This window comes from Catenulispora sp. EB89 (genome assembly GCF_041261445.1).
In the GTDB taxonomy this organism is placed as follows: Bacteria; Actinomycetota; Actinomycetes; order Streptomycetales; family Catenulisporaceae; genus Catenulispora.
In genome coordinates, this window is record NZ_JBGCCU010000011.1 from 189191 (window position 1) to 215214 (window position 26024).

Here is a 26024-nt window from a genome sequence, read left to right on the forward strand (position 1 = left end):
CGCGCCCGCCCCTAAAGCTCCGCGGCCGGACCCGGCACGTACGGCTTGCGCCGCACCACCAGCAGCGCCACGTCGTCGTCCAGGCGCGCGCCGGCGTGGGCGGCCAGGCCGGTGAGGATCTGCCGGGTCAGCTCCGCCGGGCTCGTGGCGGGGCGTCCGGTGAGGAAGCCGGGCAGGTCGAAGAAGGTGCCGTTGCGGTCGCGGGCTTCGGTGGTGCCGTCGGTGTACAGCAGCAGGGTGTCGCCGGGGGCGAAGCGGGCCCATGCCGGTGCCGAGGCGCTGCCGGGCGGGGACGCCAGGTCGAACAGGCCCAGGGGCGGGCCGGGTTCGGCCGGGGCGAGGGCGGCGACGTGGCCGTCGCGCATCAGCAGCGGCGGCGGGTGGCCGCAGTTCACCACTTCCACGGTGGGCCGCTCGGGGTCCACCGACAGCAGGACGGCGGTGACGAACTCCTCGGTGCCGGCGGGGCGGCGGGCCAGCATGGCGTGCATGCGGTCGGCGACCCGGGACAGGTCCGGTTCGGTGTAGGCGGCTTCGCGGAACACGCCGAGCACGTCGGCGGCGGCTTCGACGGCGGGCAGGCCTTTGCCGCGGACGTCGCCGATGAGCAGCCGGTCGCCGAAGCGGGTGGACAGCGCCTCGTACAGGTCGCCGCCGATGCGGGCTTCGGCCGCCGCGGCGCGGTAGGCGACAGCGGTGCGGACCTGCGCCAGCTCCGGCGGCACTTCCCGCAGGACGACGTGCTGCGCGGTCTCGGCGACGCTGCGCACGTTCGCCAGCATCCGCGACTGCCGGCCGACCAGGCCCAGGCTGACGCAGCTGACCACGGTCACCGCGACGATCGCGCCGCACGCGGCGACCTCCACCTCCCCGGCGACGTGCAGCGAGTACCCGTACAACACCGCGGAGACGACGGTGGCGGTGACGGCGGCGGCGATGGTCTGCCACAGCGAGCGGGTCAGCAGCGCCGACAGCGCCGGGGCGACCGACAGCGTGGAGGAGAAGGTGACGTCTTTGGGGGTGGCGATGTCGGCCATGACGATGATGGCGATCAGCAGGTACGGCAGCAGCCGCTGCGGCCACGTGGAGTGCGAGGGGGTGACCGTCACCGGGATGGCGTCGGCGGCCGGGTCGCCGGGCAGGCTGCCCGGTGCCACGGCGATGTCACGCCGGGCAGGCGGGCGGCGGAGCCAAACCATCGTCACGTGTCCAAGGTGGGTCGGCGGCACGGCGTCGGGCGCGGGTGCCGCGGTGGGGTCGGCGGTCGGATTCGTCGGATCGGGTCAGGTCGGGGGCGCGGTTGGGGGTGCGGTCGGGAGCGGTGTCGGGAGTGGGGCAGGCGGTTCGGTCAGGGCCGCTGTCGGGGCTGCGGTCGGTGCGATCAGCGGATCACGGCCCGGGCCGGCGCGGCCTGCTGAGCTGCGCCGAACGCGCGACCCGGGCGGTCCGGGCGGCGCAGGCGGTCCGGGCTTCCCGGGCGGCCGTGCCGGTGTCATCCGGCGGCCTCACAGGTCGAGGTCCACCACCACCGGCGCGTGGTCCGAGGCTCCCTTGCCTTTGCGTTCCTCCCGGTCGACGAAGGAGTCGGTGACTTTCCCGACGAACGCCGGGTTGCCGAACACCAGGTCGATGCGCATGCCGTTGTTCTTCGGGAACGCCAGCTGCCGGTAGTCCCAGTACGTGTACGGCTTGTCGTACTTCAACGCCCGCGGCAGCACCTCGGCTAGGCCTTGGGCCTGCAGGTCGGCGAGCTTGGCGCGCTCGGCGGGGGTAACGTGCGTGGATTCGGTGAACAGCGACATGTCCCACACGTCGGCATCGGTCGGGGCGATGTTGAAGTCGCCCAGGACCGCGTAGGGCTGCTCGGCGCGCGCCGGTTCGGCCACGGCGGCGGTGAGGGAGTCCAGCCAGGCGAGTTTGTAGTCGAAATGCGGGTGGCCGAGCTCGCGGCCGTTGGGCACGTAGACGCTGGTGACGCGGACGCCGCCGCAGGTCGCGGTCAGGGCGCGCGGCTCCAGGCCGCCTTCGAACTCCGGCAGGCCCGGCCAGCCGCGCTGCACGTCGCTGATCTCGGCCTTCGACAGGATCGCCACGCCGTTCCAGCGGCCGGTGCCCCAGGTCGCGGCGTGGTAGCCGAGGTCGGCGACCTGCGCGGTGGGGAACGCCTCGTCGGTGCTTTTCAACTCCTGCAGACACAGCACGTCCGGTTTGGCCGTACCCAGCCAGCCGGTCAGACGGTCCACCCGAGCCGTCACCGAGTTCACGTTCCACGTCGCCACCCGCAGCACCATGCCGGACAGCTTATGGGTCACAGCCCGAACTTCGCGCTCCGCACTGCCGCGACGGCATGTTCGGGGCCGTCCATCTCCACCACCGAGTGCGCCTGCCGCCCCGACATGAACATCACCAGCTCGCCGGGCTCACCGGTGACGGTGACCACCGGCGCGCCCTTGTGCGCGACCGCGGTCTGCCCGTCGGGCCGGCGCAGCACCAGCCCGGCCGGCGCCCGCCGCCCGGACAGCCGCGCCATGCCGGCGGCGCGTTTCCACAGCACTTCGGTGAGGTCCGCCTCGATCCGGCGCGGCTCCCATCCGGGCTTGGCGCGGCGCACGTCTTCACAGTGCACGAAGAACTCCACGACGTTCGCGGCCTCGTCGACCGGCGCCAGCCCGAACAGCGAGCGCCGCGAAGGTCCTTCGGCGACCATCTGGAGCAGCTCGGTCCAGGGCCGCGCGGCGAACTCGGCCTGGACCCGGGCCAGGCGCGGCGCGAGAGCTTTGACCATGATGCCGCCGGCGGCGTCGACCCGCCGCTCCCGCACCACGACGTGCGCCGCCAGGTCCCGCGTGGTCCAGCCTTCGCACAGCGTGGGGGCCTCGGGGCCGGCTTCGGTGAGGGCTTGGGCGAGGTGGGCGCGTTCGGCGCGTGCGTGGGTTGCCATGAGGCCAGGGTAGGCGGCTTTGGCGCTTGGGCGGAGGGCTGCGGGCAGGCCGCACGGTGCCGGCCGGTGACGGGGGACCTGCAGTGTCGTGATCCGCTGTGGTAGAACGAATCAGAACTCGGACACAGGCGGGGGACGATCAGCCCGGCATCGCCACCGCCGCGCAGTGTGCCCGCTGGCTCGAGAAACACGCCGCGCCGGTACGGCATCAGATCGAACACCGCTGGGCCCTGGGCAACGGCTTCGTCACCCGCAGTAGCGTCGAATCCCCTGCCGAACTGGCCGAAGCCACCGCGGTGCTGCTTGCCGCCCCCGCCGCCCCCGCCACCAGCGAAACCGTCGCGCTGTTCGCGGCGCTCTACCACGCGGGCAAACTGCGGGCCAACCGTGCCTTCGACGCGCTGCGCATGTTCCTGGACGCCTCGCCGCTGTTGGAAGCCGCCGGCGCGCGTCGCGACGATCCGGCGGTGATCGCGCTGCGGTCGCTGGCGGCGTTCGGCAGCCGTGCCATGACCACTGATTACGCGATCCGGCTGCTGGATGTGGCGTGGAGCGCGCCGGAGCGGACTCGTGAAGTGGTGGACGTGTGTGTGCAGGGCATATCGGATGCCGTGCCGTTCGCGGGTCAGGGCGTGTTGTTGACCGAACGTGCGTCGGAGGCCGTCGCCGCCTATCAGGCCGAGCGTGATCACATTTTCCGCTATCGCCTGGCGTGCGGGCTTCATCTGTGTCATCGCCCCGACGAGGCGCTGGTCGCGATCGATGAGGCCCTGAGCCTGCTGCCGGCGATCGGTGGCCGGGTCAGTCACGAGCTGCTTCAGCAGCAGTACCTCACCAAACGCGAGGCCATCTTGGAAGGCCGGCTGCGTGCGCAGTGGTCGGCTGAGCAGCGAAGCCGGTGGGAGGATCAGGAGCGGGCCAACGCCGCGATCCAGAGCACGTTGCAGTCCTCGACGGTGCGGGCGGTGGAACTGGTCGCGATCTTCACCGCCGCCATCGCCTTCGCTGTCGGTTCGTTGCAGGTCACGCTCAACGGCAATCTCCATTTGCGGGACCGGATCTGGCTGGTCGTCGCGCTCGGTGTCGGTCTTGCGGTGTTCGCGCTGCTCACCATCGGCGGCACGTGGTTTCTCACGAGTCGGCCGTCTGGTTCGTCACACCGTGATCTCTCACGCCGTGCTCACGGCCCTGATGTCGGCCAGTAGCCGACGAGATTCCGCAAAGGGTGGCGCGGCTGTAGCGCTTTGGCGGGTATTACGATGCAAAATAGTTGCATGGGTACCAAGACCACTGTCGCATCCGTGTTCAGGCCCCTGTTGAGCGTCGTGTTCGCGGCGACGCCGCCGCCGGTGCGGTTCGAGTTCTGGGATGGCAGTTCGTTGGCTCCGCGCGATGGGCGCGTTGTCGGTTCTGTCGTCGTGCGGTCGAAGGACGCGCTGGGTCATCTGGTGTGGGCGCCGGGTGAGCTGGGGTTGGTGCGGGCTTTCGTGTCCGGGGAGTTGGATTTCACCGGGGACCTGTTCACGGTGTTGCGTTCGCTTCAGCAGTCGACGCCGCATGATGCGGCCCTGGGTGCGGAGGCCGCGGCCAAGGCGTTGAGTGTGGCGGCGCGGGTGGGTGCTTTGCGTCGGCGGCCGGAGCCGCCGGAGCAGGAGGCGCACCCGCACGGCCGGCTGCACAGCAAACGCCGTGACTCCGAGGCGATCACCCACCACTACGACGTCGGCAACGAGTTCTACGAGCTGGTGCTCGGGGAGTCGATGACGTACTCGTGCGCGCGGTTCGTCTCCCCTTCCGATGACGGCCGGCAGCCTCCGGACGCCTCGATGGCGCTGGTCGACGCCCAGGCCGCCAAGCACGACCTGATCTGCCGCAAGCTGGGCCTGGACCGGGGCCCGGGCATGCGGCTGCTGGATGTGGGCTGCGGCTGGGGTTCGATGGCGATCCACGCCGCCACGCACTACGACGCCCGCGTCGTGGGCATCACCATCAGCTCCGCGCAGGCCGATCTGGCGCGCAAGCGGGTCGCGGCGGCCGGGGTCAGCGACCAGGTGGAGATCCGGTTGCAGGACTACCGCGACCTGGGCGGCGAGCAGTTCGACGCCATCTCCTCCGTCGGCATGTTCGAGCACGTCGGCGGGGAGCGGACCGCGCAGTACTTCGACACGCTGCGCTCGCTGCTGGGCCCGGGCGGGCGGCTGCTGAACCACGCGATCTCCAGTCCCGGCGGTTCCCGGATCAGTGCCCGCAGCTTCATCGGCCGGTACGTGTTCCCCGACGGGGAGCTGCTGGACGTCGGCGTCACCGGCGCGGCGATGCAGCAGGCCGGGTTCGAGCTGCGGGATGTGGAGGCGCTGCGGGAGCACTACGCGCTGACGCTGCGGGCGTGGGTGGCGAACCTGCAGAGCGACTGGGATCGGGCGGTGGACCTGGTCGGTGTGGGGCGGGCCCGGGTGTGGCTGCTGTACATGACGGCCTCGGCGCTGGGTTTCGAGGACGGCGGCATCGGGATCCACCAGGTGCTCGGCGTGGTCCCGGACGACACCGGGGCGGCGCGGATGCCGGCGTCGCGGCGCGGCTGGATGTGAGCGGACGCCGCTGGCGGGTACCGGTGGGCACCGGTGGCTACAGTGGCGTGCCATGACGGAACCGACGGACACTGCGGCTACTGCGGACACGGATCTGGCGGGCATCGCCACAGGGATCATCGACGCGAACGTGTACGTGACCATCGCCTGCGTCGACGAACACGGCTCCCCGTGGGCGAGCCCGGTGTTCTACGCCACCGCCGACGCCGTCGACTTCTACTGGATGTCCTCGCCGCTCACCCGCCATTCGCGGGCGTTGGCCGTCCGGCCGGAGGTCAGCCTGCTGATCTTCGACTCGACGGCCGCGCCGCTGACCGGCGACGCCCTGGTCATGACCGCCGACGCGGCGCAGATCGCCGACGGCGACGAGGCCGCGCTGGCGCGCGCCTTGGCGGTCTTCCCCGGGCCTGCTGGGCGTGGCGGCCGGCCGGTGCGGGTGGAGCAGGTCAGCGGGGATTCGCCGTACCGGATGTATCGGGCCAGGGCGCGGGAGTGGTTCGTGCAGTGCCCGTGGGGCGACGGCGGGTGTGCGGCGCACGGGTTGACGTACGACCACCGGATCGCCGTGGACCTGGCCGCGTCGTGACGCCGTGATCGCAACGCCGCGGACCATGGTGCCGTGGACCGTAGCGCCGTGGACCGTAGCGCCGTGCGGAAACGTTTGAGGGAGCCCGCGCCCGCGTGGCTCCCTCAAACGTTCGTGCCCGGATCCTGCTTACTCGGCCGGCGGCGTGTCGCCGGGCTGGATGTGCGGGATCGGGTCGGTCGGCTCCACACCCATCTTGCCGGAGCGGAAGTCCAGCAGCGCCTGCCGGATCTCGTCCTCGGTGTTCATCACGAACGGGCCGTAGTGCACGACCGGCTCGCGGATCGGCTCGCCGCCCAGGGCGATCACGTCCATGGTCGGGTGGCGGGAGTCCTGCTGGGAGTCGGCGGCGATGACGACGGAGTCGCCGGGGCCGAACACGGCGGCCTGCGCGGAGTGCACGGGGCGGTTCTCGGCGCCGACGGTGCCGCGGCCGTTGAGGACGTACACCAGGGCGTTGAAGTCCTTGCGCCACGGCAGCTCCACGCGCGCGCCGGGGGTGATGGACAGGTGCGCCAGGGTGATCGGGGTGTGGGTGACGCCGGGGCCTTCGACGCCCTCGATGCCGCCGGCGATGACCCGGACCAGCGCGCCGCCGTCCGGGGAGGAGGCCAGGCCGACCTGGCCGCTGCGGATGTCCTGGTAGCGCGGCGGGGACCACTTCTTGGCCGCGGGCAGGTTCACCCACAGCTGGATGCCGTGGAACCAGCCGCCGGACTGCACCAGCTTCTCCGGCGGGGTCTCGATGTGCAGCAGGCCCGAGCCCGCGGTCATCCACTGGGTGTCGCCGTCGGTGATGACGCCGCCGCCGCCGTGGCTGTCCTGGTGGATGAACGTGCCGTCGATGATGTAGGTGACGGTCTCGAAGCCGCGGTGCGGATGCCACGGCGTGCCCTTCGGCTCCCCGGCGGCGTACTCCACCTCGCCCATCTGATCCATCATGATGAACGGGTCCAGGTACTCGGTGCGGATGCCGGCGAACGCCCGGTTCACCGGGAAGCCCTCGCCCTCGAAGCCGCTGGGGGCGGTGGCCACCGCCAGCACGGGACGGGGCACGGCGTCGATCGCGGGGGCGGCGATGCGGGGCAGCGCCAGCGGGTTCTCTACGGTCACAGCAGGCACGGCAGCCTCCAGGTGTTCGGTCGGGGCGGAGTCGCGGTCACTGGTCTCCAACGTAGTTGAAAGTTAAATATTCCAGCCACGGGGAGCGTGCGCCCTACCTGCGAAAGCCTAGTCCGGAGGGGGCGGATCGCATGTCGCTCGGGGGGCGGGGCGGAGAAGCCGGGCGCGAGAGCCAGACAAAGCGGAAACGTTGAAAAACAGGAATTCAGGACAGGAAATTGTCCATGTGAGCCCCCAGCCCCTTGGCTGAGGCCTCCCGCACCAGGTGAGTCGGGCGCCGGCCGCGAGGCGCGTGTGCGCTACCGGTCCGGCGCTCCGCTGCCGTGCACGGCCTGGATCGTGGCCTGGATCCCGGCCAGGATCAGATCCACGCCGGCGGCGAACTGCTCGCGGTCGTCGTGCTCGCGCAGCTGCGTCCTGGCCCGGTGCATCGACGGGTATCTGGCCGGATCCAGCTGGGCCCAGCGCTGCGCCACCGAGGCCAGGAACTGCTCGCGGTCCATGTTGCTGGCCGCCAGCGCCCGGGCGTTCGCCGCGTTCTGGCCCGCGACGCCCCAGATGTAGTTCATCAGCGCGCCCGCGCAGTCCGACAGCTTGTCCTCGGGCACGCCGAGCGCCTGCAGCTGCGTGCTGACGCACTCGTAGACGTCCAGCAGCGCCGGGCGCCACGGCTCGCGCGTGAGCTGCGCGCCGACCCAGGGATGGGCCTGGACCGCGTCGAACAGGCCGAGGGCGAGCGCGCGCAGGGTGTCCTGCGGCCCGGCGGCGGCGGCGGGGGTCGGGGCCGCGGCTGGGTCCAGGGCCGGGGCGGACACGGCGGCCACGACCGCGGCGATGACGTCGTCGGTGGCGGCGGCCAGCAGATCGTCCCGGTCGGCGACGTGGTGGTAGATCGCGCCGTACCCGGTGGACAGCCGCAGCGTCAGCGCGCGCAGCGTGAGTGCGTCCTCGCCGTCGGCGTCCAGGATCTCCGTCGCCGCCTGCACGATCACATCCCTGGTCAGCGCATCGGTACGGCGCGGGGCACGGCGGGTCCTGGTCGGCATGACCGCCATTCTGCCACCTTTGGATCGCCGCTCCAAACCTGTGCTAGCGTCGTGAACGTCTTCTTTGGAGCGCCAATCCAAACAGCGCTCCAAACGCCTTCGGAGGGAAACCCATGACCCCCGTCACCATCATCGGAGCCGGACTAGGCGGCCTCCTGCTCGCCCGCGTCCTCCACACCCACGGCATACCCGCCACCATCCACGAAGCCGACCCCACCCCCACCACACGCACCCAAGGCGGCCTCCTCGACATCCACCCCTGGAACGGCCAACCGGCGCTCGCCGCAGCCGGCCTGATCGAGGAGTTCCAGCGTCTCGTCCTCCCCGGCCGCGAGACCTACCGCGTCCTGGACCACCACGGCACCGTCCTGCTCGACCTCCCCGACCGCGGCACCGGCGAACGCCCCGAAGTCTCCCGCGCCGAACTGCGCCAGACACTCCTGCAATCACTGCCCGACCACACCGTCCACTGGGGACACAAAGCCGCCGCCGCCCGAACCCTGCCCGACGGACGCCACGAAGTACGGTTCACCGACGGCACCACCATCACCACCAGCCTGCTCATCGGCGCCGACGGAGCATGGTCACGCATCCGACCCCTGCTGTCCCCGGCCACCCCGCACTACGTCGGCTACACCTCGATCGAGTACTTCCTCCACGACGCCGACCACCGCCACCCCGCCACCGCCCAAGCCGTCGGCACCGGATCGATGTTCGCCCTCGCACCCGGCCAGGGACTGCTCGCGCACCGCGAACGCGCCGGCACCCTGCACGCGTACGTGCAGCTCAAAGTGCCCCAGGACTGGATGGCAGACAGCGACGCCGACACCGCCGATACCGCCGACCTTGCCGACCCGGCAGGTCCCGAAGCGATCACGGCGCGCGTCGCCGCCGCGTTCGACGGCTGGGCCCCGCAGCTCACCGCCCTGATCACCGACGCCGACACCCCGCCGGTCGTCCGACGCCTGCACGCCCTGCCCGCCGACCACCGCTGGACACGCGTCCCCGGCGTCACCCTCATCGGCGACGCCGCGCACCTGGCAGCCCCCAACGGCGAAGGCGCCAACACCGCCATGCAGGACGCCGCCGACCTCGGCCAGGCCATCGCCGAGCACCCCGACGACGTGGAAGCCGCGCTGGCCCAGTACGAACACGCCATGTTCGAACGCGCCGCCGCGCACGCCGCCGACGAAGACACCTACGAACTCATGCTCGGCGACGCCGCACCCCACAGCTGGATCGCGATGATGACCGGCGCCGAGGGATGACCAGGAATAGCCACGGATGACCTGTGCCACGTGTGGCCGAGGCCGGCCGGGCGCGTGAGCGTACGCTGCGGGAAAGTCGGGTGCATCAATGCACTGCCAGCCCCTAGCATGCGCAGGTGGATCTTTCCCAGCTGGGCGTGCCGACCGGCCCGATGACCCGCATCCACGGCGGGTTCGCCAACCGCATGTACCGCCTCGACACCGACCAGGGGTCGTTCGCGGTGAAGGAACTGAACCTCGTCGACCGCCGCTGGACGTACCACGTCGAGGACGTGTTCCGGTTCGAGCAGGCAGCCTTCGACGCCGGGATCCCCATGCCGGAGCCGATCGCGGCCAGCCACGACACGCTCGTTCACCGCTGGGTCGAAGGGGAAACCGTCCCGGAAGAACCGGTGTCGGCGGAGTTCGCCTTCGAGATCGGGGAGATCCTGGCACGCCTCCACACGCTCGACGTCGCATGGCCGCAGGGGCCGACCGAGGAACGGGAACCGACGTCCCACGACTGGGCCGAACTCGCCGCGCAGGCAATCGCGACCAGGCAGCCGTGGGCCGACGAACTCACGTCCCGCGTCGAGACGTTCCTGGCGATCGCCGACTTCGTCGAGACCTGCGAACGACCCGGTCCCGTCGTACTCACCCACAGGGACATCCAGCCATGGAACCTGCTCGCGCGGCACGGGCGGCCGGTGGTACTCGACTGGGAACTGGCCGGGATGCTCGACCTGTCCGGCGAGCTCGGCTCGACCGCACTGAGCCTGGCGAAAGGGCCCGGCTTCGACGCGATCAAGCCCGCTGTCTTCCGCGCGCTCCTCGACGGCTACGTCACGGGCGGCGGAACGCTGCCGCCGGCCGGTCCGAGCTGGTTCGCGTACATGATCGGCGGCTGGCTGGGACACACGCGGTGGAACATCCTGCGATGCCTCGCCGACGTCGAGGCCCGCACCGGCCCTGACCTCGCGCTGTCGCAGGAGTCTGCGCGCAACGGCGTGCGCGGCCTGCCCGACCTGTTCGGGCGGCTTGCGCAGCTTGAGGCACTGCTCCTGTGAGAGGTGATGAGGTGACGGGCATTCGACCGTTGACGCTGGCCTGGGTACAGCAGCATCTGCCGGACGGCGAACGGATCGTCGGATCCGACGTGCTGCACGGCGGCATCACCGCGCAGATGCGGAAGCTGACCATCGGCGCACGGGACGGGAGCACTCGTGAGCTGGTGCTGCGCTCGTACGTCGACCCGTTCTACGTCGAACACGCCGAGGACTCGCTGACCAGGGAGGCCAACGCTCTGACGGCGCTCGCCGCCAGCGGCGTGACAGCTCCCGGCCTGGTCGCCGTTGATCCGACCGCTGCGCACTGCGAGTATCCCTCGCTCCTGATGACCCATCTGTCGGGCCGGACGGTCCTCGACGATGACGGGGTGGAGGCGCGCGTGCCTCTGCTGGCGCGGCAGTTGGTGGCGATCCACGCGGTGCGGCCCGCCGAGCGGCCCCGGGCGTACGTGGCGCTGACGACCGCCGACACGGTCGTGACCCCGAAGGGTGCCGACGCGGCAGCATGGGCTGCGGCCATCGACGTGATCCGTGAGCCCGCGCCGGCTTATGAGGGGCGATTCCTGCACCGGGACTTCCAACCGGGCAACGTACTGTTCGACGTGGCGGCGGGCGCTGCCCGCATCACCGGCGTCGTCGACTGGGCCGGAACCTCCTGGGGCCCGGCAGACCTCGACGTCGCGCACTGCGCGGCCAACCTCGCGCTGCTGCACGGCCCCGACTGGGGCCTGCGATTCGCCGAAGCGTATGAGCAGGCTGGCGGGGCGCTCGCTGCGAGCAGGAGCGAACGGCTGTACTGGCTGGTACGGGACGCGCTGGCGCTTTCCGAAGAAGTGAGCGCGGTGTCGCAACCGTGGCGTGAGGCCGGCAGGACGGACCTGAGCCCACGAGCCGTCGAGGAGCGACTGAACACCTACGTCATCGCCCTGATCGACACATTGGGCTGACACAATCGGCATTCTACGGCCTCTTCCAGAGGCAGATATGGTCGGAATCATGGAATGGAAATACCAGACGGCCGAAAAACTCCTGACCGCGTTGCACGCCGGCGAAGTGACCTCCGTCGAACTGACCGAAGACGCAATCGCCCGCATCGAGCAGGACGACAAAACGATCAACGCAATCTGCGTACCCGACTTCGACCACGCACGCGCCGCCGCCCAAGACGCCGACCAGGCGCGCGCTCGCGGCGAAGACCGGCCGCTGCTCGGCATTCCAGTGACCGTCAAAGAGTCCTACAACATTGCCGGACTGCCCACGACATGGGGCATGCCGCAACACCGGAAATATATTCCAGCCGAGGACGCGGTACAGGTCTCGCGGCTCAAGGCTGCCGGCGCGGTGGTGCTCGGGAAGACCAACGTCCCGCTGGGGCTGCAAGATATCCAGACCTTCAACGACATTTACGGGACCACCAACAACCCGTGGGATCATCAGCGCACGTCCGGCGGATCCTCGGGCGGATCGGCCGCGGCGTTGGCGTCCGGATTCGGCGCCCTGTCCATCGGCTCCGACCTCGCCGGCTCGCTGCGCACCCCCGCGCACTTCTGCGGCGTCTACGCACACAAGCCGACCCTCGGGCTGGCGGCGAACCGCGGCATGATCCCGCCTCCCGCACCGGCACTACCGACCGAAACCGACCTCTCCGTCGTCGGGCCCATGGCACGCAGCGCCCGCGACCTCACCCTCCTGCTCGACGTCATGGCCGGACCGGATCCGCTGACGTTCGGCGTCGCGCACCACCTGGCGCTGTCGGCCGCACGGCACCAGGAGCTCGGCGACTTCCGCGTCCTGATCGTCGACGACCACCCGATCATCCCGACCGGCTCCGCGGTGCACGCCGGTCTGAACCGGGTGGCCGGCGCGCTCCTCGACGGCGGCGCTCGCGTCGAACGACACAGCCCACTACTGCCCGACCCGACCGAATCCGCAGTGCTCTACATGCAGCTGCTGTTCTCGGGCTCCGCCGCACGCCTCCCCGCCGAAAGATACGAGCAACTGCGAACCTTCGCCGCCGCACTGGACGCCGACGACCAGAGCCTCGACGCGACACGGCTGCGCGCGATGGCGTTCAGCCACCGCGACTGGATCGAGGCCAACAACCGTCGCGAACTGCACCGCCACCGCTGGCGGGAGCTGTTCGCCGAGTTCGACGCCGTGGTCTGCCCGATCACACCCACACCCGCGTTCCCCCACGACCACAACCCCGACGCGCTGGCACGCCGCGTCGACATCGACGGCGCGGAGTACCCGTATTTCGACCAGCTCGTCTGGGCCGGGACGGCCACCATGCCCGGCCTACCTGCAACTGCCATCCCGACGGGGCTGTCCGCCGAAGGGCTGCCGGTCGGAGTGCAGCTCATCGGCCCGATGTTCGAAGACCGGACACCGCTGCGGCTCGCTGAGCTGCTTGAGGAGAGGATCGGCGGCTTTCAAACGCCGCGGTAGGGCGGTCCCACCGGCCGGCCGCTACCGAACCAGCTACCGCACCACCTACCGAGGCAGCGCCGGCAAAGCCCCGACATACAACCAACCATCGAAGAACTCACTCAAATCCCGCCCCACCACCGACGAAACCACCTCCACGAACTCCGCCGTCGACACCGTCGAATGCCGGAACCGCGCCGTCCACTCCCGCAGCGCCCCGAAGAACGCCTCGTCGCCGACCGTCACCCGCAGCGCGTGCAACGTCAGCGCGCCGCGCTTGTACACCCGGTCGTCGAACAAGTCGGCGGGGCCCGGGTCGGCCAGCACCAGGTCCTGCGGCAGCCGCGCCAGACGGCCGTGCCACATCCGGGCGTGCTCCGCCGCCGAACGGCCGCCGGAGCCCTCCGACCACAGCCACTCCGCGTAGCAGGCGAAGCCCTCGTGCAGCCAGATGTCGCGCCAATCGCCCAACGTCAGGCTGTTCCCGAACCACTGGTGCGCCAGCTCGTGCGGGATCAGGCGCTCGCCGTCGCCATCGCCGTCGCCCTCCATGTGGTTGCTGCCGAACATCGACACGCCCTGGGCCTCCACCGGGATCTCCAGGCGGTCCTCCGTCACCACCACCGTGTACGCCCCGAACGGATACGGGCCGAACAGCCGGCCGAACAGCGCGATCATCGCGTCCTGCGCCGCCAACGCCTCCACCGCCGCCGCCATCCGCCGCGCCGGGGCCACCACCAGCAGCGGCACGCCGCCGGCCGTGCCCGGTAAGTCCGCGCGCTGATACTGGCCGATCTGCACCGTCGCCAGATACGTCGCCATCGGCACGTCCTGCACGAACGTCCACGTCGACGACGACCCGCTGTGCGCCACACCCGCCAGCCGGCCGTTCGCCACCACCCGGTACTGCGACGCCGTCGTCACCTGGATCCGGTACGTCGCCTTGTCATCCGGCCGGTCGTTGCACGGAAACCACGACGGGGCCCCCGTCGGCTGCGACGCCACCAACACCCCGTCCGCCAACTGCTCCCAGCCCAGCCCCCCGTACCGGGACGACGTCGGACGCGGCGCACCCCGGTACACCACCTCCACCACCACCTGCTCCCCGGCCGCCACCGGCGCCGGAAGCACCACCTTCAACTTCTCCTTGCGGTGCTCGAACCGCAGCCGCCGACCGTCCTGCAGTATGACCCGGTCCACCCGCAGCTCCGCGAAATCGAACACCAGCGACGACAGCGACGCCGTCGCCCACACCGTCACCACCGCCACCCCCGTCAACCGGTTCGACCCCACCCGGTAATCGAGCGTCAGCTCGTAGTGCTCGACCACGTAGCCTTCGTTGCCGCGCCGCGGGAAATACGGCGCCGCAGCCGCCGACCGCGCGCCAGCGTCGGCGCGTGCGCGCGCACCAGTACCCGCCGCCGCACCAGAACCAGAACCAGTACCAGCCACCAGATCCCCGCTCATGCCCGACCCGGCCACGGCGCGATCGGATTCCCCTGCCACCGCGTATGCGCCGGCACCGACTCACCCCGCATCACCAACGACGCCGGACCCACCGTCGCCTGCGCCCCGATCTCCGCCGCCGGCAGAATCACCCCCTGCGGACCCAACGTCGCCCCCGCGTCCAACCGCACCACATCCATACTCATCACCCGGTCATGGAACAGATGCGTCTGCACCACACAGCCCCGATTCACCGTCGAGGCATCGCCCAACACGATCAAATCCGCCTCCGGCAGCCAGTACGTCTCACACCACACGCCACGACCCACCCGCGACCCCATCGCCCGATGCCACACGTTCAACGGCGCCGTCCCCAACCACGTCTCCGCGAACCACGGAGCCGCCACCAACTCCACGAAGTTGTCCGCCAGCTCATTGCGCCACACGAACGAACTCCACAACGGCTGATCCGATACCCGGATCCGCCCGACCAAAGCCCACTTCGCCACCACCGCGATCACACCGGCCAACACCCCCGCGGCCAAAAACACCACACCGCCCAAAAGCACCGCCGCGGCGACACCCCAAGACCGCGCCACCTCCGTCACCACCGCCACCGACAACAACGCCACCCCGGCCGTCACCATCATCGGCACCAGACGACACAACTCGATCGCGGCGCGCGCGGCCATCAGACGGCGCGGCGGGTTGTACGTCAGCGAGTCGTCGACGTCCTGGCCCGGACGCCGCAACCGCTCCGGAGGCATCCCCAGATACGACTTGCCCCGCTTCGCCTTGTGCGGAGCCGCCGACAACACCCCGACCAGGCTCTCCTTCGGCAGCTTGCGGCCCGGCGCCACCATCCCGGAGTTGCCCACGAACACCCGCTTGCCGATCCGCGCGTGCCCCACGCGCAACCAGCCGCCGGCCATCTCGTACGGCGCGATCATCGTGTCGTCGGCCAGGAACGCGCCGTCGTTGACGGTCGTCATCGCCGGGACTGCCAACACCGTCGACATCTCCACGCCGCGCCCGACCCGCATCCCCAGCACCCGCAGCCACGACGGCGTCAGGATGCTCGCATACAGCGGATACAGCCACACCCGCGCCATCGCCATCAGCTGCAACGTCGCCCAGGTCTGCCACGCGCGACGGCTGTGCAGGGGATGGTCGCCGGCGCTCATGCCCACGCTCAGCGCCCGCACGCACGCCAACGTCAGCAGCGCGTAGCAGATCACGAACACCGGCGTCGCAGGCACCAGACCCACCAGCGCCCAGCCGAAGCCCTGCCACACCGTCGACGTGTCCTGCACGAACGCCGCCACGATCAGCAGCGCCGGAAGCGCCGCGATCAGCGGGAACAGCGCCAGCCCGACCGCCGTCGACCCGTACACCCAGGTCCACAGCCGCGAACGCCGCGCCACACCCGGAGGACGCTCAGCCTTGCGCAACCGCACCGCCGGCGACCCCGCCCACTCCTGACCGGCCGGCACCACACCGGCCACCGACGAACCCGGCGCGATCCGCGCCCGCTCACCGATCCGCGCACCCGGCAACAGCAACGACCGCGCACCCACCGAAGCGTTCGCGCCGATCCGCAGCTCACCCACGCGAACCCGGGCCCCGTCCACCCAGAAACCGGTCAGGTCGACCTCCGGCTCCACCGACGAGCCCTGATCCATCCGCAGCATGCCGGTCACCGGCGGCGGCGAATGCAGATCCACGTCCGGGCCAAGCCGGGCCCCCAACGCCCGCGCGTACAGCGTGTTCCACGGCCCGGTCACCGTCGTCAACACCCCGATACGCCACGCCAACTGCTCCGCCGCCCACAACCGCAGATGCACCGACCCGCCGCGCGGATAGTCACCCGGCCGCACGCCCCGCACCAGCAGCCGCACGCCTCCCGCCGCCAACGCGATTCGGCCGGGAGGAGAGACGAACAGCACGAACCCGGCCGCCACCAGCCACCACGACACGCGCGGCGCCCACGGCACGTCGACCAGATTCCCCAGCCCCGCCAACAACGTCAGCCAGCGCACCGCGCCCAGCGTCGCCAACGGCACCATCACCGCCACCTGCACCGCCTGCGCGCCGCGGCTCACCGGCGCCACCTCCGGCACCGACTCCGCGACCTCGCCGTCCACGGCTTCCGGAGCCAGCGCCATCAACCGGGCCGCCAGCTCGCCCAACGTCGGATTGTCGTACACGTCGCGGACCGTCACGGTCGGATACCGCGACCGCAGAATCGACACGAACCGCGCCGCCACCAGCGAACTGCCGCCCACATCGAAGAAATCGACCTCGGGGCGCACCGGGCGCTCACCGAGCAGCGTCGCCCAGCGTTCGGCGAGCCAGTCCTCGGCGACGGTCAGTTCTGCCGCCTCCACCGGCTCCTCGACGCCCGGCAACGGCCACGGCAGCGCGTTGCGATCCACCTTGCCCGACGTGCGCACCGGCAGATCGTCGACCACCGCGATCCGCGGCACCAGCGCCGCCGGCAGTTGCTCGGCCAGCGCGGCGCGCGCGGTCGCCGGGTCGAAGCCCGCGGCGTTGGGCACCACGTAGCCGACCAGGATCTCCGCGCCGCCGGCGGTCTTCTTCACCGCAGCCGCAGCACCGGCCACCCCGGGCAGCGCCTGCAACGCCGCGTCGACTTCGCCCAGCTCGATCCTGCGGCCGCCGAGCTTGACCTGCTCATCGGCGCGGCCCAGGAACACCAGGCCCTCCGGATCGGCGCGGACCAGGTCACCGCTGCGATAGGCGCGATCCCAGTCCATCGACTTGAGCGGCGCGTACTTCTCGGCGTCCTTCTCCGGGTCCAGATACCGCGCCAGGCCCACGCCGCCGATCACCAGCTGGCCCGAGCCGCCCATCGGCACCGGCTCCTCCAGCTCGTCGACGACCACCAGCTCCCAACCGTCCAGCGGCAGCCCGATGCGCACCGGGCTCTGCCCGGTCAGCTGCGCGGCGGTCGCCACCACCGTCGCCTCGGTCGGGCCGTAGGTGTTCCACACCTCCCGGCCCGCCACCGCCAAGCGCTCGGCCAGCTCCGGCGGGCACGCCTCGCCGCCGAAGATCAACAGCCTGACGTCGGACAGCGCCTCCACCGGCCACAGCGAGGCCAGCGTCGGGACCGTCGAGACCACGGTGATGCCGTTCTCCACCAGCCACGGACCCAGGTCCACACCGCTGCGCACCAGCGCCCGCGGCGCCGGGACCAGGCAGGCGCCGTTGCGCCAGGCCAGCCACATCTCCTCACAGGAGGCGTCGAAGGCCACGGAAAGGCCCGCCAGCACACGGTCCGAGGTGCCGATCGGCGCGCCGCGCAGGAACAGGCCGGCCTCGGCGTCGACGAACGCCGCCGCGTTGCGGTGGGTGACGGCGACGCCCTTGGGCTTGCCGGTCGAGCCGGAGGTGAAGATGATCCAGGCGTCGTTGGCGAGGGTGGGCGGGGCTGGCTGATGAGCTGGCTGGGCCAACTGGGCCGGCTGTGCTGCGGGCTGGGCTTCGGCCTCCGGTGTGTTCTCCGCGGAGACTTGGTTCTGCACGGAAACCTGGTTCTGCACGGTGATGCGCAGCCCCTCGCCGATCACCGCCCGGACCTCGGCCTCGCCGAAGACCAGGCGCGCACGCTCGTCCGGGTCGTCGGCGTCCACCGGGACGTACGCGGCCCCGGCCGTCAGGACACCGAGAATCCCGATGTAGAGATCGACGGTCCCGGAAGGAACCCGCACCCCCACCCGATCCCCGGCCCCCACGCCGGCCCGGCCCAGCCGCGCGGCCATCGCCGCCGCCTCCACGAGCAGAGCGGAGTAGTCCAGCGCCCGGCGACCGTCGTCCAACGCCGTGGCGTCAGGATGCGCACGCGCCGTGGCGTGCAGAATGTCAATGAGCGTACGGGGCGCTGGCGCCGACGCCGACGCGTCGTACACCGCGGGGGCGTCCTGACCGGACACCGGCTGATCCATTCGGGTTTCCTCGCGTCGGCGGGACGGCGCGCGTGGTTCGCGGGCCTGGCCGATGTCAGGATATCAACAGAGATGATCACGCGAATTCCAGCGGCGCCCCGGGAATGACAGTCGGTGGGCGGGCGAACTGTGGTGCCAGCACAGCGAACCGAAGCGTCGGCGGCATGGCGCGGGCGTGGTGTGGGGATGGCCGACAGGTGTCTGGCTGGCTCGGGGCCGAGGAGAGCATATCGGTGGGTGGGGGTGTTCTGGCGCCGCCGGCCACTCCCCCAAGATCACGAAGAGCCGTTCTTTTAGATGAGTGCCGCCGAAGGCGGCTCCTTGCAAGGTCGTGTGGGCGTGAAGGTGAGCTGGATATGAGGAGAGGATTGGGGCCCGTTATCTATCTACATACTCTTGACTTCGTTACCGATCTCGGACGCCGTGGTGGGCAGGTTCGAGCGAGGCTGCCGGAGCTCCAGGAGTTGTTCACGGCCGGTGCGGTGCCATTGACCGTCCTGCCGACCGATGTCGACGAGGGTCGCCGTGGACTGCTCCAGTTGCAGATCACCGTGCGGTCGGTCCTCGGGTCCCTGGTGCTGAACAGCGGCGGCCTGGTCGTGGACGGCGACTGGGTCCGGGTGTTCGCGGGCCGCTCGGGACGCGGGAGCGACGGCTTGCCGAGCTTGGCGGCGATCAATGCGTTCCCGGAGGTCTACGACCCTGCGTGGCGGTTGGGCGGGGTCTTCGCGTTGAACAGCTACGACCCGGCAGCCTCAGGCCGTCCCGGTGAAGCGGGACAGATGACGTACTTCGCTCCGGACACGCTGGAGTGGGAGACGATGGCGATGGGCCACTCGGCATGGGTGTCCTGGCTGTTGTCGGGTCGGCTGGAGACGTTCTACGAAGGGCTGCGCTGGCAGGGCTGGCGCGAGGAAGCCTCGGCGCTGTCCTTCTCCCAGGGAATCAACGTGTTCCCTCCGCTGTGGTCGAAGGAAGGGCGGGCCGACCTTGCGGCCGCGAGCCGTCGGGCCGTGCCGATGCGCGAGGTTCTCGGCGTGGCTGTCGATACCGCCAGGCAACTGGGCACGGCCGATCCCGGGTTCCTCGGGCAGGCATAGGTTCTCCGCACCTGACCTTGGATCGCTCGCGGACGCTTCGCGCACAGCCAGGACATCGGACCCCGGGAGTCGCCGCAGACCGGTTCTGGTTGCGGAGTCAAGCTCCCCCGACGCAGGCACCCGCGCACTGTCCCAGAGTCTTGGGGCCTGTTATCCCCATCAAAAAGCCCGGCCCCGCCGACCCCGAGCCGGCAGAACCGGGCACCACCTCAACGCGTCACGAACGCGCTAGAGCCGAGCCTCACAGCTCCGCCATCGCCGGAATCAACTCCCGCCCGATCAGCTCCAGCCGTTCCGTCTCCGACACGTTCGGCACCGACACGTGCACCTCGCTGACGCCCAGCGCCGCGAAGTCGCGTATCTGCTCCAGCAGGGCCGGGATGTTCTCGCCCTTGTCGCCGATGTTCAGGGGCATCATCACCGTCTTCTCGATGGCGTCGTAGTCCGTTCCCTCGGTCTCGCAGTGGCCGCGCAGTACCTGCAGCTTGTGCTCCAGCTCCGGGCTCGCGAACAGGTTGCAGGCCTGTGCGTACTTCGCGACCAGGCGCAGCGTCTTCTTCTCGCCGCCGCCGCCGATCAGGATCGGCGGGGTGCGCAGCGGCTGCGGGGAGTTCAGGGTGCGGCCCAGGTGGTAGTGCTTGCCTTCGTAGGGGCCTTCGTTGTCGCTCCACATCTGGAGGGTGATCTGCAGCGCCTCCTCCAGGCGCTCGAAGCGCTCGGCGGTGCTGGGGAAGAACAGTCCGAGGCCTGCCGCCTCCTCGCCGTTCCAGGCGGCGCCGATGCCGAGCCAGGCGCGGCCCTTCGACAGCACGTCCAGGGTCGTCACGGCCTTCGCCAGCAGCCCCGGGTCCCGGTACGTCACCGCCGTCACCCACGCCAGCAGCTGCACCTTCTCGGTGCGCGCCGCCAGGAAGCCCAAGGTCGTGTAGGCCTCCAGCATGTCCATCTCGACGGGGCCGATGGGCCCGATCTGGAACAGGTGGTCCATCACGCTCACGCGCGCGAACCCGACCTCTTCGGCCGTGACGGCCACCCGGGTCAGGTCGTCGGCCAGCGTGGCGGGGCCGCCGGGGTACGTGAAGTTGGGGATGTGCAGCCCGAGATCCATGGTCTAGCTCCTCGCGGGGGGACATGGGTATGTCAGAAGCGGACCGGCCGGCGGCAATCCCGTCGGCCGTCCTCCCCGAAAACTACTCCCGCCGCGCCCCAGATGTCAGTCTCCGACATCAACTCGCCACGGCACCGCCGGACGCTGTCAGGACCTTGGCACGTGCACCGGCCCCGGCGACTCGTGCTCGCCGCGAGGAGCACCGCCATCCCAGGGCAGCACCACCGCCCACCCGGCGATGACGAACCCGAGTACCAGCACCACGGCGAACAACGCCACCACGCCGCCGGAGTTGGCGTTGATCCCGGCGATGCCCAGCGCCAGCAGGTAGCCGCCGACGATCAGCGCGGTCAAGCCCCACTTGGTGTTCATACCTTTACGGTAGGCGTGCCCTCCGATCCCGCCACTCCCCCGGCCCGATCGGAGGTCCCGGTTCCCCCGCTCGCTCCCACTAGCAGGCCCGTTCACTCACGTGTTCGCCGGCACCTCCGTCCCGGCCCCGCGCCGCCGCACAGCGACCTGCTCGGCGCGCGCCGCCGGCAGCGTCGCCTCCTTCCGCCCCTCGACGACGAACCCGGCATCGGCGATCATCGCCAGGTCGTCCGAACCCGCCGCGCCCTCGCTGGTCAGGTAGTCGCCGAGGAAGATCGCGTTGGCCAGGTGCAGCGCGAGCGGCTGCATCGTGCGCAGGTGGATCTCCCGGCCGCCGGCCAGCCGCACCTCGACGTCCGGGAACACGAAGCGGAACAACGCCAGGATCCACAGGCACCGCGCCGGCGTGAGGTCCCACCGCCCGCCGAGGGGAGTGCCCTCGAACGGGATGAGGAAGTTGACCGGCACCGAGTCCGGATCCAGCTCCCGCAGCGCGAAGGCGACGGACACCACGTCCTCGTCGCTCTCCCCCATCCCGAAGATGGCGCCCGAGCACGGCGACAGCCCGGCGGCGGTGGCGTCCCGCAGCGTGCTGACGCGGTCGGCGAAGGTGTGCGTGGTGCAGATGTCCGCGTACTTCTCCTCGGCGGTGTTCAGGTTGTGGCTGTAGGCGTCGGCTCCGGCGGCGGCCAGCCGCGCGGCCTGACCGTCCTTGAGCAGCCCGAGGCAGACGCAGACCTCGACGTCGGGCGTGCCGTCCTTGATGGCGGCCACGGTGTCGGCCACTCGTTCGACATCGCGATCCGAGGGCCCGCGTCCGGAGGCGACCAGGCACACGCGCTTGGCCCCGGCGCCGACGGCCTTCGCGGCCAGCTCCGTCGCCTCATCGGTCTTGATCCAGGAGTACTTCAGGATCTCCGCCTCGCTGCCCAGCCGCTGCGAGCAGTAGAAACAGTCCTCCGGACACAGCCCGGACTTCATGTTGACCAGGTAGTTGAGCTTCACTCGGCGCCCGAAGAAGGCCCGCCGCACGCGCCCGGCGGCCACGACGACGTCCAGCAGGTCCTCATCGGAGCTGTCCAGAAGCGCCAGCGCCTGCTCGCGCGTCGGTGGCCGGCGCTCCAGGGCCGCCGCGACCAGGTCGGAGAGCAGGTCGGAGAGCGGCTCGGGAAGCAGGGTGTCGAGGGGAAGGTGCACACCAGAGGGGTCGGTCATGGTTCCCCATCGTGGCGTGGCGCCTGCGGGCCGGGTGATCGGTGGCTAACACAGGATCACGCGGTAGACGTTGTGGGGTTCCTTCTGGTGCGGCGGGCGCGCATGGCATGCTGCTCGAAATGAACACCTCTGATTCGAGCCACCTGATCGGTATACGGCTGGGCACGGCGCTGGCCGCCTGCCTCGCTGCGGTGACGCTGACAGCCGGGTGCAGCAGTTCGACGTCCTCCGGGGCCAAGAACGCCGCCGGTTCGGCGACGACCACGTCGGCGGCGTCAGCGGTCTCCCCCACGGCCTCCTCCTCGTCGGGCTCCGTGGACGGCGGCGCGAGCCCGTCGACGGCCGCTCCCGGCACCGCCTCCGGGTCGCCGAAGCCGACCTCCGTCGGGGCCGGCGGGCCGCGCGACTGTTCGACCGACATGCTGCACTTCTCGATCGACCCGGTCCGCGAGCCGATCAACCACGTGCTGATCTCGGCGACCAACACCGCCCAGGTCCCGTGCCACCTGAACAAGTACCCGCTGCTCAGCACCTTCCAGGCCGACAAGTCGACGATCGGCGTGGCCCAGATGGACAAGCCGGCCGCCGCGATCCTGCTGGCCCCGGGCGCCATCGCGTACGCGGGGGTGATGACCAACGCCGCGGACGGTTCGGGCACGAACCGCAAGACCATCCCGGCGCTGTTCCTGCAGTTGCAGCCCGGCGACGCCGGCGCCGGCGGGACCGGCCGGCCGGTGTCGGTGGCGATGCCGCCGAGCGCGCAGTACATCGACAGCTCCGCGTACGTCTCCTATTGGGAGAGCGACATGCAGAGCGCGCTCTACTAGCGGCCGGCGACCGCAGAGGACCCCTGAGGATCATCAGCGACCTCTCGACGGGCGGGCGCATCGGGCGCCTGTTACGGTCGGGAGGGTTGCGACGCCCGAGCCGCGAGGAGACCCGCCCGATGACCGACCTTTCCCCCGCCGACGCCGCCCAGCCGGTGGTCAGTCCCCTGACCTCGGCGGCGATGTTCCTGGTGCTGACCGTCGAGGACGGCGGCGAGGACGCGGTCCGGGAGGTCGTCCCGGATCTGAGCGCGTACGCGCGCGCCGTGGGCTTCGGGCATCCGGAGGCGGAGCTGGCGTGCGTCACCGGGTTCGGCTCGGCGGTGTGGGACCGGCTGTTCGGCGGGGCCCGGCCAGCCGAGCTGCATCCGTTCGTCGCGCTGGACGGCCCGCAGCACGAGGCGCCGTCCACGCCCGGCGACATCCTGCTGCACCTGCGGGGCCAGCACCTGGACGTCTGCTACGACTTCGCGGCGAACATCCTGACGCGCCTGGGCGGTGCGGTGAAGGTCGTGGACGAGGTGCACGGCTTCCGCTACTACGACCGGCGCGACCTGCTGGGCTTCGTCGACGGCACGGAGAACCCGGAGGGCTCGGAGGCTGTCGACGCGGCGCTGGTGGACGCCGAGCGGGATCCGGAGTTCGTCGGCGGCAGCTACGTGATCGTGCAGAAATACCTGCACGACATGTCCGCGTGGAACACGCTGTCGGACCAGGAGCAGGCGCTGGTGATCGGCCGCACGAAGGCCGGCAACGTGCAGCTGCCGGACGCGGCGCTGCCGAAGACCTCGCACGTGGCGCTCAACACGATCGTCGGCGCGGACGGCCGGGAGCAGGACATCCTGCGGGCGAACATGCCGTTCGGCTCGTTCCGGGAGGGCGAGGTCGGCACGTACTTCATCGGGTACTGCGCGACGCCGACCACCACCGAGCAGATGCTGCGGAACATGTTCCTCGGCGACGGCGAGGGCAACCGGGACCGGATCCTGGACTTCTCCACGGCAGTGACCGGCGGGCTGTTCTTCGTGCCGCCGACCTCGTTCCTGGACGACCCGCCGCCGGCCCCGGGCCAGGACGCGCCTGCCGCAGACGCCGCACCCGCCGAATCACCGCGCCCCACTGATTCATCCCGTCCCACCGCATCACCCCGTCCCGCAGATGGATCGCTGGGCATCGGAAGCCTTAGGAGCTGACTGACATGAACAACCTGCACCGCGACCTCGCCCCGGTCAGCGACGCCGCCTGGGAGCAGATCGAGGAGGAGGCGCGCCGCACGGTGCTGCGGTACCTGGCCTTCCGGCGCGTCGTGGACGTCTCGGGCCCGGACGGCCTGGAACTCGGCGCGGTCGGCAACGGCCACACCTCGGCGATCGTCGCCCCGCACGACGGCGTCCAGGCCCGGCTGCGCAGCGCCCAGCCGCTGGTGGAGGTGCGGATCCCGTTCGAGCTGGACCGTTCCGCCATCGACGACGTGGAGCGCGGCGCGCAGGACAGCGACTGGCAGCCGGTGAAGGACGCGGCGAAGATCGCGGCGTTCACCGAGGACCGTGCGATCGCCGACGGCTACGCGGCGGCCGGCATCACCGGGCTGCGGCCGTTCGCCAGCAACGCGGCGATGGCGCTGCCCGAGGACCCGGTCGACTTCCCGACGACCGTGGCGCGGATGGCCACGCAGCTGAAGCTGGCCGGCGTCGAAGGGCCCTACCACCTGGTGCTGGGCGCGGACGCCTACCAGGCGCTGTCGGACGCGGTGGACCACGGGTACCCGGTCGCCGAGCACGTGGCGCGGCTGATCGACGGCGAGGTGATCTGGGCGCCGGCGATCACCGGCGGCGTGCTGCTGTCCAGCCGCGGCGGGGACTACCGGCTGCAGCTGGGGCAGGATTTGTCGATCGGGTACGAGTCGCACACCGCGGAGAAGGTGCGGCTGTACTTCACGCAGTCGTTCACGTTCCTGCCCTACACGGCTGAGGCGGCGGTGCCGCTGAGCGCGAAGCTTGTGGAGGCCGCAGAGGGGAAGGCGGGCAAGGAGACGAAGCCCGCCAAGCGGCGGTAGGCGACTTGGCGGGCGCTGCTGCGGCACTGTTGCGGTGCTGCTATGGCACTGCTTCGGCGTCGGGCAGCGCTAGGCGGTCGCGGTGACGACCACGTAGCCCTTCGGCTCGCGCCAGATCCCATCCGGCAGGGCGCGGAATCTGGCGCGAGCCGCTTTGTCGAGGTCGTCGATGATGGTCCGGTGCAGGTCGGGGTCGTCCGGCACGCCTTGCAGCGTCAGGATCGAGGCCAGGTAGGCCACGACCGGCTCGGGGCCGGGCAGGAGCAGGGCGTTTTCGCGCCGCAGGACATGGACGGTGTCCGGGTCGAAGGCTTCGGCGACGAGGCCGGGGAGGTTGCCGCCGTGGACGTGCTCGTCGGGTGAGCGCGGCGGGGTGATGCCGTGGCCGGCCAGGATCTCGCGCAGCAGGGCCATGAAGTGCGGGTAGGGCTTCTCGCGGTTGACGACGGCGGCGAAGCGTCCGCCGTCCCGGAGGACGCGGCGGGCTTCGCGGATGGCTTCCACGGGCTCGTCGACGTGGTAGAGCATGTGACGGGCGGTGACGACGTCGAAGGCGGCGTCCGGGTAGGGCAGCTGCCGGGCGTCGCCACGAGCGGCGCGCACGCCGGGGATGCGCGCACAGGTGGCGACGGATTCGGCGGAGAAGTCGAGCGCGGCCAGCGGAGCGGTGTGTCCGGCGGCGGACAGCCGGGCCAGGAAGGTGCCGGTACCGGGGCCCACGTCGAGGAGGGTGTCCTCGGCGGTGATCGCCGCTGCGGTGAGGACGTCGGCTTCGACGTCGTGGGCTGCTTCGCTGTAGCGGCGGTGGGTCTGGATCCTGACGTCCAGGGGGCTCAGGTCGCGGTAGGCGCGGTCCACGGCTGTAGTCATGCGAGCCATTGTGGCGCCTGATGCGGCGGCGGGGCTTT

Annotated in this window: 22 protein-coding genes; 11 read left to right on the top strand and 11 right to left on the bottom strand. The window is 70.8% G+C overall.

The genetic code is table 11. The features are described from left to right. Positions 1–11: 11 nt before the first annotated feature. The 3 genes from ABH920_RS24265 to ABH920_RS24275 form a co-directional block, all read right to left on the bottom strand. The gene (locus ABH920_RS24265) at positions 12–1199 is read right to left on the bottom strand and encodes a PP2C family protein-serine/threonine phosphatase (protein ID WP_370351496.1); all 1188 of its coding nucleotides are present in this window, start codon (positions 1197–1199) and stop codon (positions 12–14) included. Positions 1200–1505: 306 nt separating this feature from the next. Next, positions 1506–2285, bottom strand: coding sequence for an exodeoxyribonuclease III (locus tag ABH920_RS24270; RefSeq protein ID WP_370351497.1), 780 nt, complete (start codon positions 2283–2285; stop codon positions 1506–1508). 23 nt (positions 2286–2308) lie between these two features. Then, positions 2309–2941: a TIGR03085 family metal-binding protein gene (locus tag ABH920_RS24275; RefSeq protein ID WP_370351400.1), complete on the bottom strand. Its 633-nt coding sequence runs from the start codon at positions 2939–2941 to the stop codon at positions 2309–2311. A gap of 98 nt (positions 2942–3039) precedes the next feature. On the opposite strand from ABH920_RS24275, the gene ABH920_RS24280 reads away from it, so the two are divergent. From ABH920_RS24280 to ABH920_RS24290, 3 genes are all read left to right on the top strand, one after another. Then, complete coding sequence (locus ABH920_RS24280; protein ID WP_370351401.1) at positions 3040–4146, top strand: hypothetical protein; 1107 nt, start codon at positions 3040–3042, stop codon at positions 4144–4146. Between the two features lie 69 nt (positions 4147–4215). Then, positions 4216–5529: a class I SAM-dependent methyltransferase gene (locus tag ABH920_RS24285; protein ID WP_370351402.1), complete on the top strand. Its 1314-nt coding sequence runs from the start codon at positions 4216–4218 to the stop codon at positions 5527–5529. A 52-nt stretch (positions 5530–5581) separates the two neighbouring features. Further along, on the top strand, positions 5582–6115 hold the full coding sequence (locus ABH920_RS24290) for a pyridoxamine 5'-phosphate oxidase family protein (RefSeq protein WP_370351403.1): 534 nt from the start codon (positions 5582–5584) through the stop codon (positions 6113–6115). Positions 6116–6244: 129 nt separating this feature from the next. Here the strand turns inward: ABH920_RS24290 and ABH920_RS24295 are convergent, their stop codons facing one another. Continuing rightward, positions 6245–7237: a pirin family protein gene (locus tag ABH920_RS24295; protein ID WP_370351404.1), complete on the bottom strand. Its 993-nt coding sequence runs from the start codon at positions 7235–7237 to the stop codon at positions 6245–6247. Positions 7238–7536: 299 nt separating this feature from the next. Beyond that, a complete protein-coding gene (locus ABH920_RS24300; RefSeq protein ID WP_370351405.1) occupies positions 7537–8292 on the bottom strand; it encodes a TetR/AcrR family transcriptional regulator C-terminal domain-containing protein in 756 nt (251 codons plus the stop codon). Between the two features lie 104 nt (positions 8293–8396). On the opposite strand from ABH920_RS24300, the gene ABH920_RS24305 reads away from it, so the two are divergent. The 4 genes from ABH920_RS24305 (at position 8397) to ABH920_RS24320 (ending at position 13045) form a co-directional block, all read left to right on the top strand. Then, the gene (locus ABH920_RS24305) at positions 8397–9551 is read left to right on the top strand and encodes an FAD-dependent oxidoreductase (protein WP_370351406.1); all 1155 of its coding nucleotides are present in this window, start codon (positions 8397–8399) and stop codon (positions 9549–9551) included. A 116-nt stretch (positions 9552–9667) separates the two neighbouring features. Then, positions 9668–10597 carry a phosphotransferase family protein gene (locus tag ABH920_RS24310; protein WP_370351407.1) on the top strand — a complete coding sequence of 310 codons (930 nt, stop codon included), beginning with the start codon at positions 9668–9670 and terminating at the stop codon, positions 10595–10597. An 11-nt stretch (positions 10598–10608) separates the two neighbouring features. After that, on the top strand, positions 10609–11544 hold the full coding sequence (locus ABH920_RS24315; protein WP_370351408.1) for a phosphotransferase family protein: 936 nt from the start codon (positions 10609–10611) through the stop codon (positions 11542–11544). A 49-nt stretch (positions 11545–11593) separates the two neighbouring features. Next, positions 11594–13045, top strand: a complete 1452-nt coding sequence (locus ABH920_RS24320; RefSeq protein WP_370351409.1) for an amidase — start codon at positions 11594–11596, stop codon at positions 13043–13045. Positions 13046–13090: 45 nt separating this feature from the next. Here the strand turns inward: ABH920_RS24320 and ABH920_RS24325 are convergent, their stop codons facing one another. Continuing rightward, positions 13091–14491 (bottom strand): M1 family metallopeptidase, encoded by a 1401-nt coding sequence (locus tag ABH920_RS24325; RefSeq protein WP_370351498.1) that lies wholly within the window; start codon positions 14489–14491, stop codon positions 13091–13093. Continuing rightward, positions 14488–18438, bottom strand: coding sequence for a Pls/PosA family non-ribosomal peptide synthetase (locus ABH920_RS24330; protein ID WP_370351410.1), 3951 nt, complete (start codon positions 18436–18438; stop codon positions 14488–14490). Before ABH920_RS24330 ends, ABH920_RS24325 begins: the two co-directional genes overlap by 4 nt. Before the next feature lie 446 nt (positions 18439–18884). Between ABH920_RS24330 and ABH920_RS24335 the strand changes: the two genes are divergently transcribed. Next, on the top strand, positions 18885–19538 hold the full coding sequence (locus ABH920_RS24335) for a DUF2625 family protein (RefSeq protein ID WP_370351499.1): 654 nt from the start codon (positions 18885–18887) through the stop codon (positions 19536–19538). A gap of 241 nt (positions 19539–19779) precedes the next feature. Here the strand turns inward: ABH920_RS24335 and ABH920_RS24340 are convergent, their stop codons facing one another. The 3 genes from ABH920_RS24340 to bioB form a co-directional block, all read right to left on the bottom strand. Continuing rightward, positions 19780–20646: an LLM class F420-dependent oxidoreductase gene (locus ABH920_RS24340; protein ID WP_370351411.1), complete on the bottom strand. Its 867-nt coding sequence runs from the start codon at positions 20644–20646 to the stop codon at positions 19780–19782. A 147-nt stretch (positions 20647–20793) separates the two neighbouring features. After that, positions 20794–21018, bottom strand: coding sequence for a hypothetical protein (locus ABH920_RS24345; protein ID WP_370351412.1), 225 nt, complete (start codon positions 21016–21018; stop codon positions 20794–20796). A gap of 96 nt (positions 21019–21114) precedes the next feature. After that, on the bottom strand, positions 21115–22233 hold the full coding sequence (gene bioB, locus ABH920_RS24350; RefSeq protein ID WP_370351413.1) for a biotin synthase BioB: 1119 nt from the start codon (positions 22231–22233) through the stop codon (positions 21115–21117). Positions 22234–22352: 119 nt separating this feature from the next. Between bioB and ABH920_RS24355 the strand changes: the two genes are divergently transcribed. From ABH920_RS24355 to ABH920_RS24365, 3 genes are all read left to right on the top strand, one after another. Beyond that, a complete protein-coding gene (locus tag ABH920_RS24355) occupies positions 22353–23060 on the top strand; it encodes a DUF4232 domain-containing protein (RefSeq protein ID WP_370351414.1) in 708 nt (235 codons plus the stop codon). Positions 23061–23179: 119 nt separating this feature from the next. Continuing rightward, the gene (locus tag ABH920_RS24360; protein ID WP_370351415.1) at positions 23180–24253 is read left to right on the top strand and encodes a Dyp-type peroxidase; all 1074 of its coding nucleotides are present in this window, start codon (positions 23180–23182) and stop codon (positions 24251–24253) included. A gap of 5 nt (positions 24254–24258) precedes the next feature. Then, on the top strand, positions 24259–25116 hold the full coding sequence (locus ABH920_RS24365) for a family 1 encapsulin nanocompartment shell protein (RefSeq protein WP_370351416.1): 858 nt from the start codon (positions 24259–24261) through the stop codon (positions 25114–25116). A 69-nt stretch (positions 25117–25185) separates the two neighbouring features. Here the strand turns inward: ABH920_RS24365 and ABH920_RS24370 are convergent, their stop codons facing one another. Further along, entirely contained in the window at positions 25186–25986 is an 801-nt protein-coding gene (locus tag ABH920_RS24370; RefSeq protein ID WP_370351417.1) for a class I SAM-dependent methyltransferase, read from the bottom strand. Positions 25987–26024: the final 38 nt, after the last annotated feature.

Coding starts and splice junctions, on each gene's coding strand:
- ABH920_RS24265 (WP_370351496.1), bottom strand. CDS start 1,199: ATGGTTTGGCTCCGCCGCCCGCCTGCCCGGCGTGACATCGCCGTGGCA.
- ABH920_RS24275 (WP_370351400.1), bottom strand. CDS start 2,941: ATGGCAACCCACGCACGCGCCGAACGCGCCCACCTCGCCCAAGCCCTC.
- ABH920_RS24285 (WP_370351402.1), top strand. CDS start 4,216: ATGGGTACCAAGACCACTGTCGCATCCGTGTTCAGGCCCCTGTTGAGC.
- ABH920_RS24290 (WP_370351403.1), top strand. CDS start 5,582: ATGACGGAACCGACGGACACTGCGGCTACTGCGGACACGGATCTGGCG.
- ABH920_RS24300 (WP_370351405.1), bottom strand. CDS start 8,292: ATGGCGGTCATGCCGACCAGGACCCGCCGTGCCCCGCGCCGTACCGAT.
- ABH920_RS24305 (WP_370351406.1), top strand. CDS start 8,397: ATGACCCCCGTCACCATCATCGGAGCCGGACTAGGCGGCCTCCTGCTC.
- ABH920_RS24320 (WP_370351409.1), top strand. CDS start 11,594: ATGGAATGGAAATACCAGACGGCCGAAAAACTCCTGACCGCGTTGCAC.
- ABH920_RS24325 (WP_370351498.1), bottom strand. CDS start 14,491: ATGAGCGGGGATCTGGTGGCTGGTACTGGTTCTGGTTCTGGTGCGGCG.
- ABH920_RS24330 (WP_370351410.1), bottom strand. CDS start 18,438: ATGGATCAGCCGGTGTCCGGTCAGGACGCCCCCGCGGTGTACGACGCG.
- ABH920_RS24340 (WP_370351411.1), bottom strand. CDS start 20,646: ATGGATCTCGGGCTGCACATCCCCAACTTCACGTACCCCGGCGGCCCC.
- ABH920_RS24345 (WP_370351412.1), bottom strand. CDS start 21,018: ATGAACACCAAGTGGGGCTTGACCGCGCTGATCGTCGGCGGCTACCTG.
- bioB (WP_370351413.1), bottom strand. CDS start 22,233: ATGACCGACCCCTCTGGTGTGCACCTTCCCCTCGACACCCTGCTTCCC.
- ABH920_RS24355 (WP_370351414.1), top strand. CDS start 22,353: ATGAACACCTCTGATTCGAGCCACCTGATCGGTATACGGCTGGGCACG.
- ABH920_RS24360 (WP_370351415.1), top strand. CDS start 23,180: ATGACCGACCTTTCCCCCGCCGACGCCGCCCAGCCGGTGGTCAGTCCC.
- ABH920_RS24365 (WP_370351416.1), top strand. CDS start 24,259: ATGAACAACCTGCACCGCGACCTCGCCCCGGTCAGCGACGCCGCCTGG.
- ABH920_RS24370 (WP_370351417.1), bottom strand. CDS start 25,986: ATGACTACAGCCGTGGACCGCGCCTACCGCGACCTGAGCCCCCTGGAC.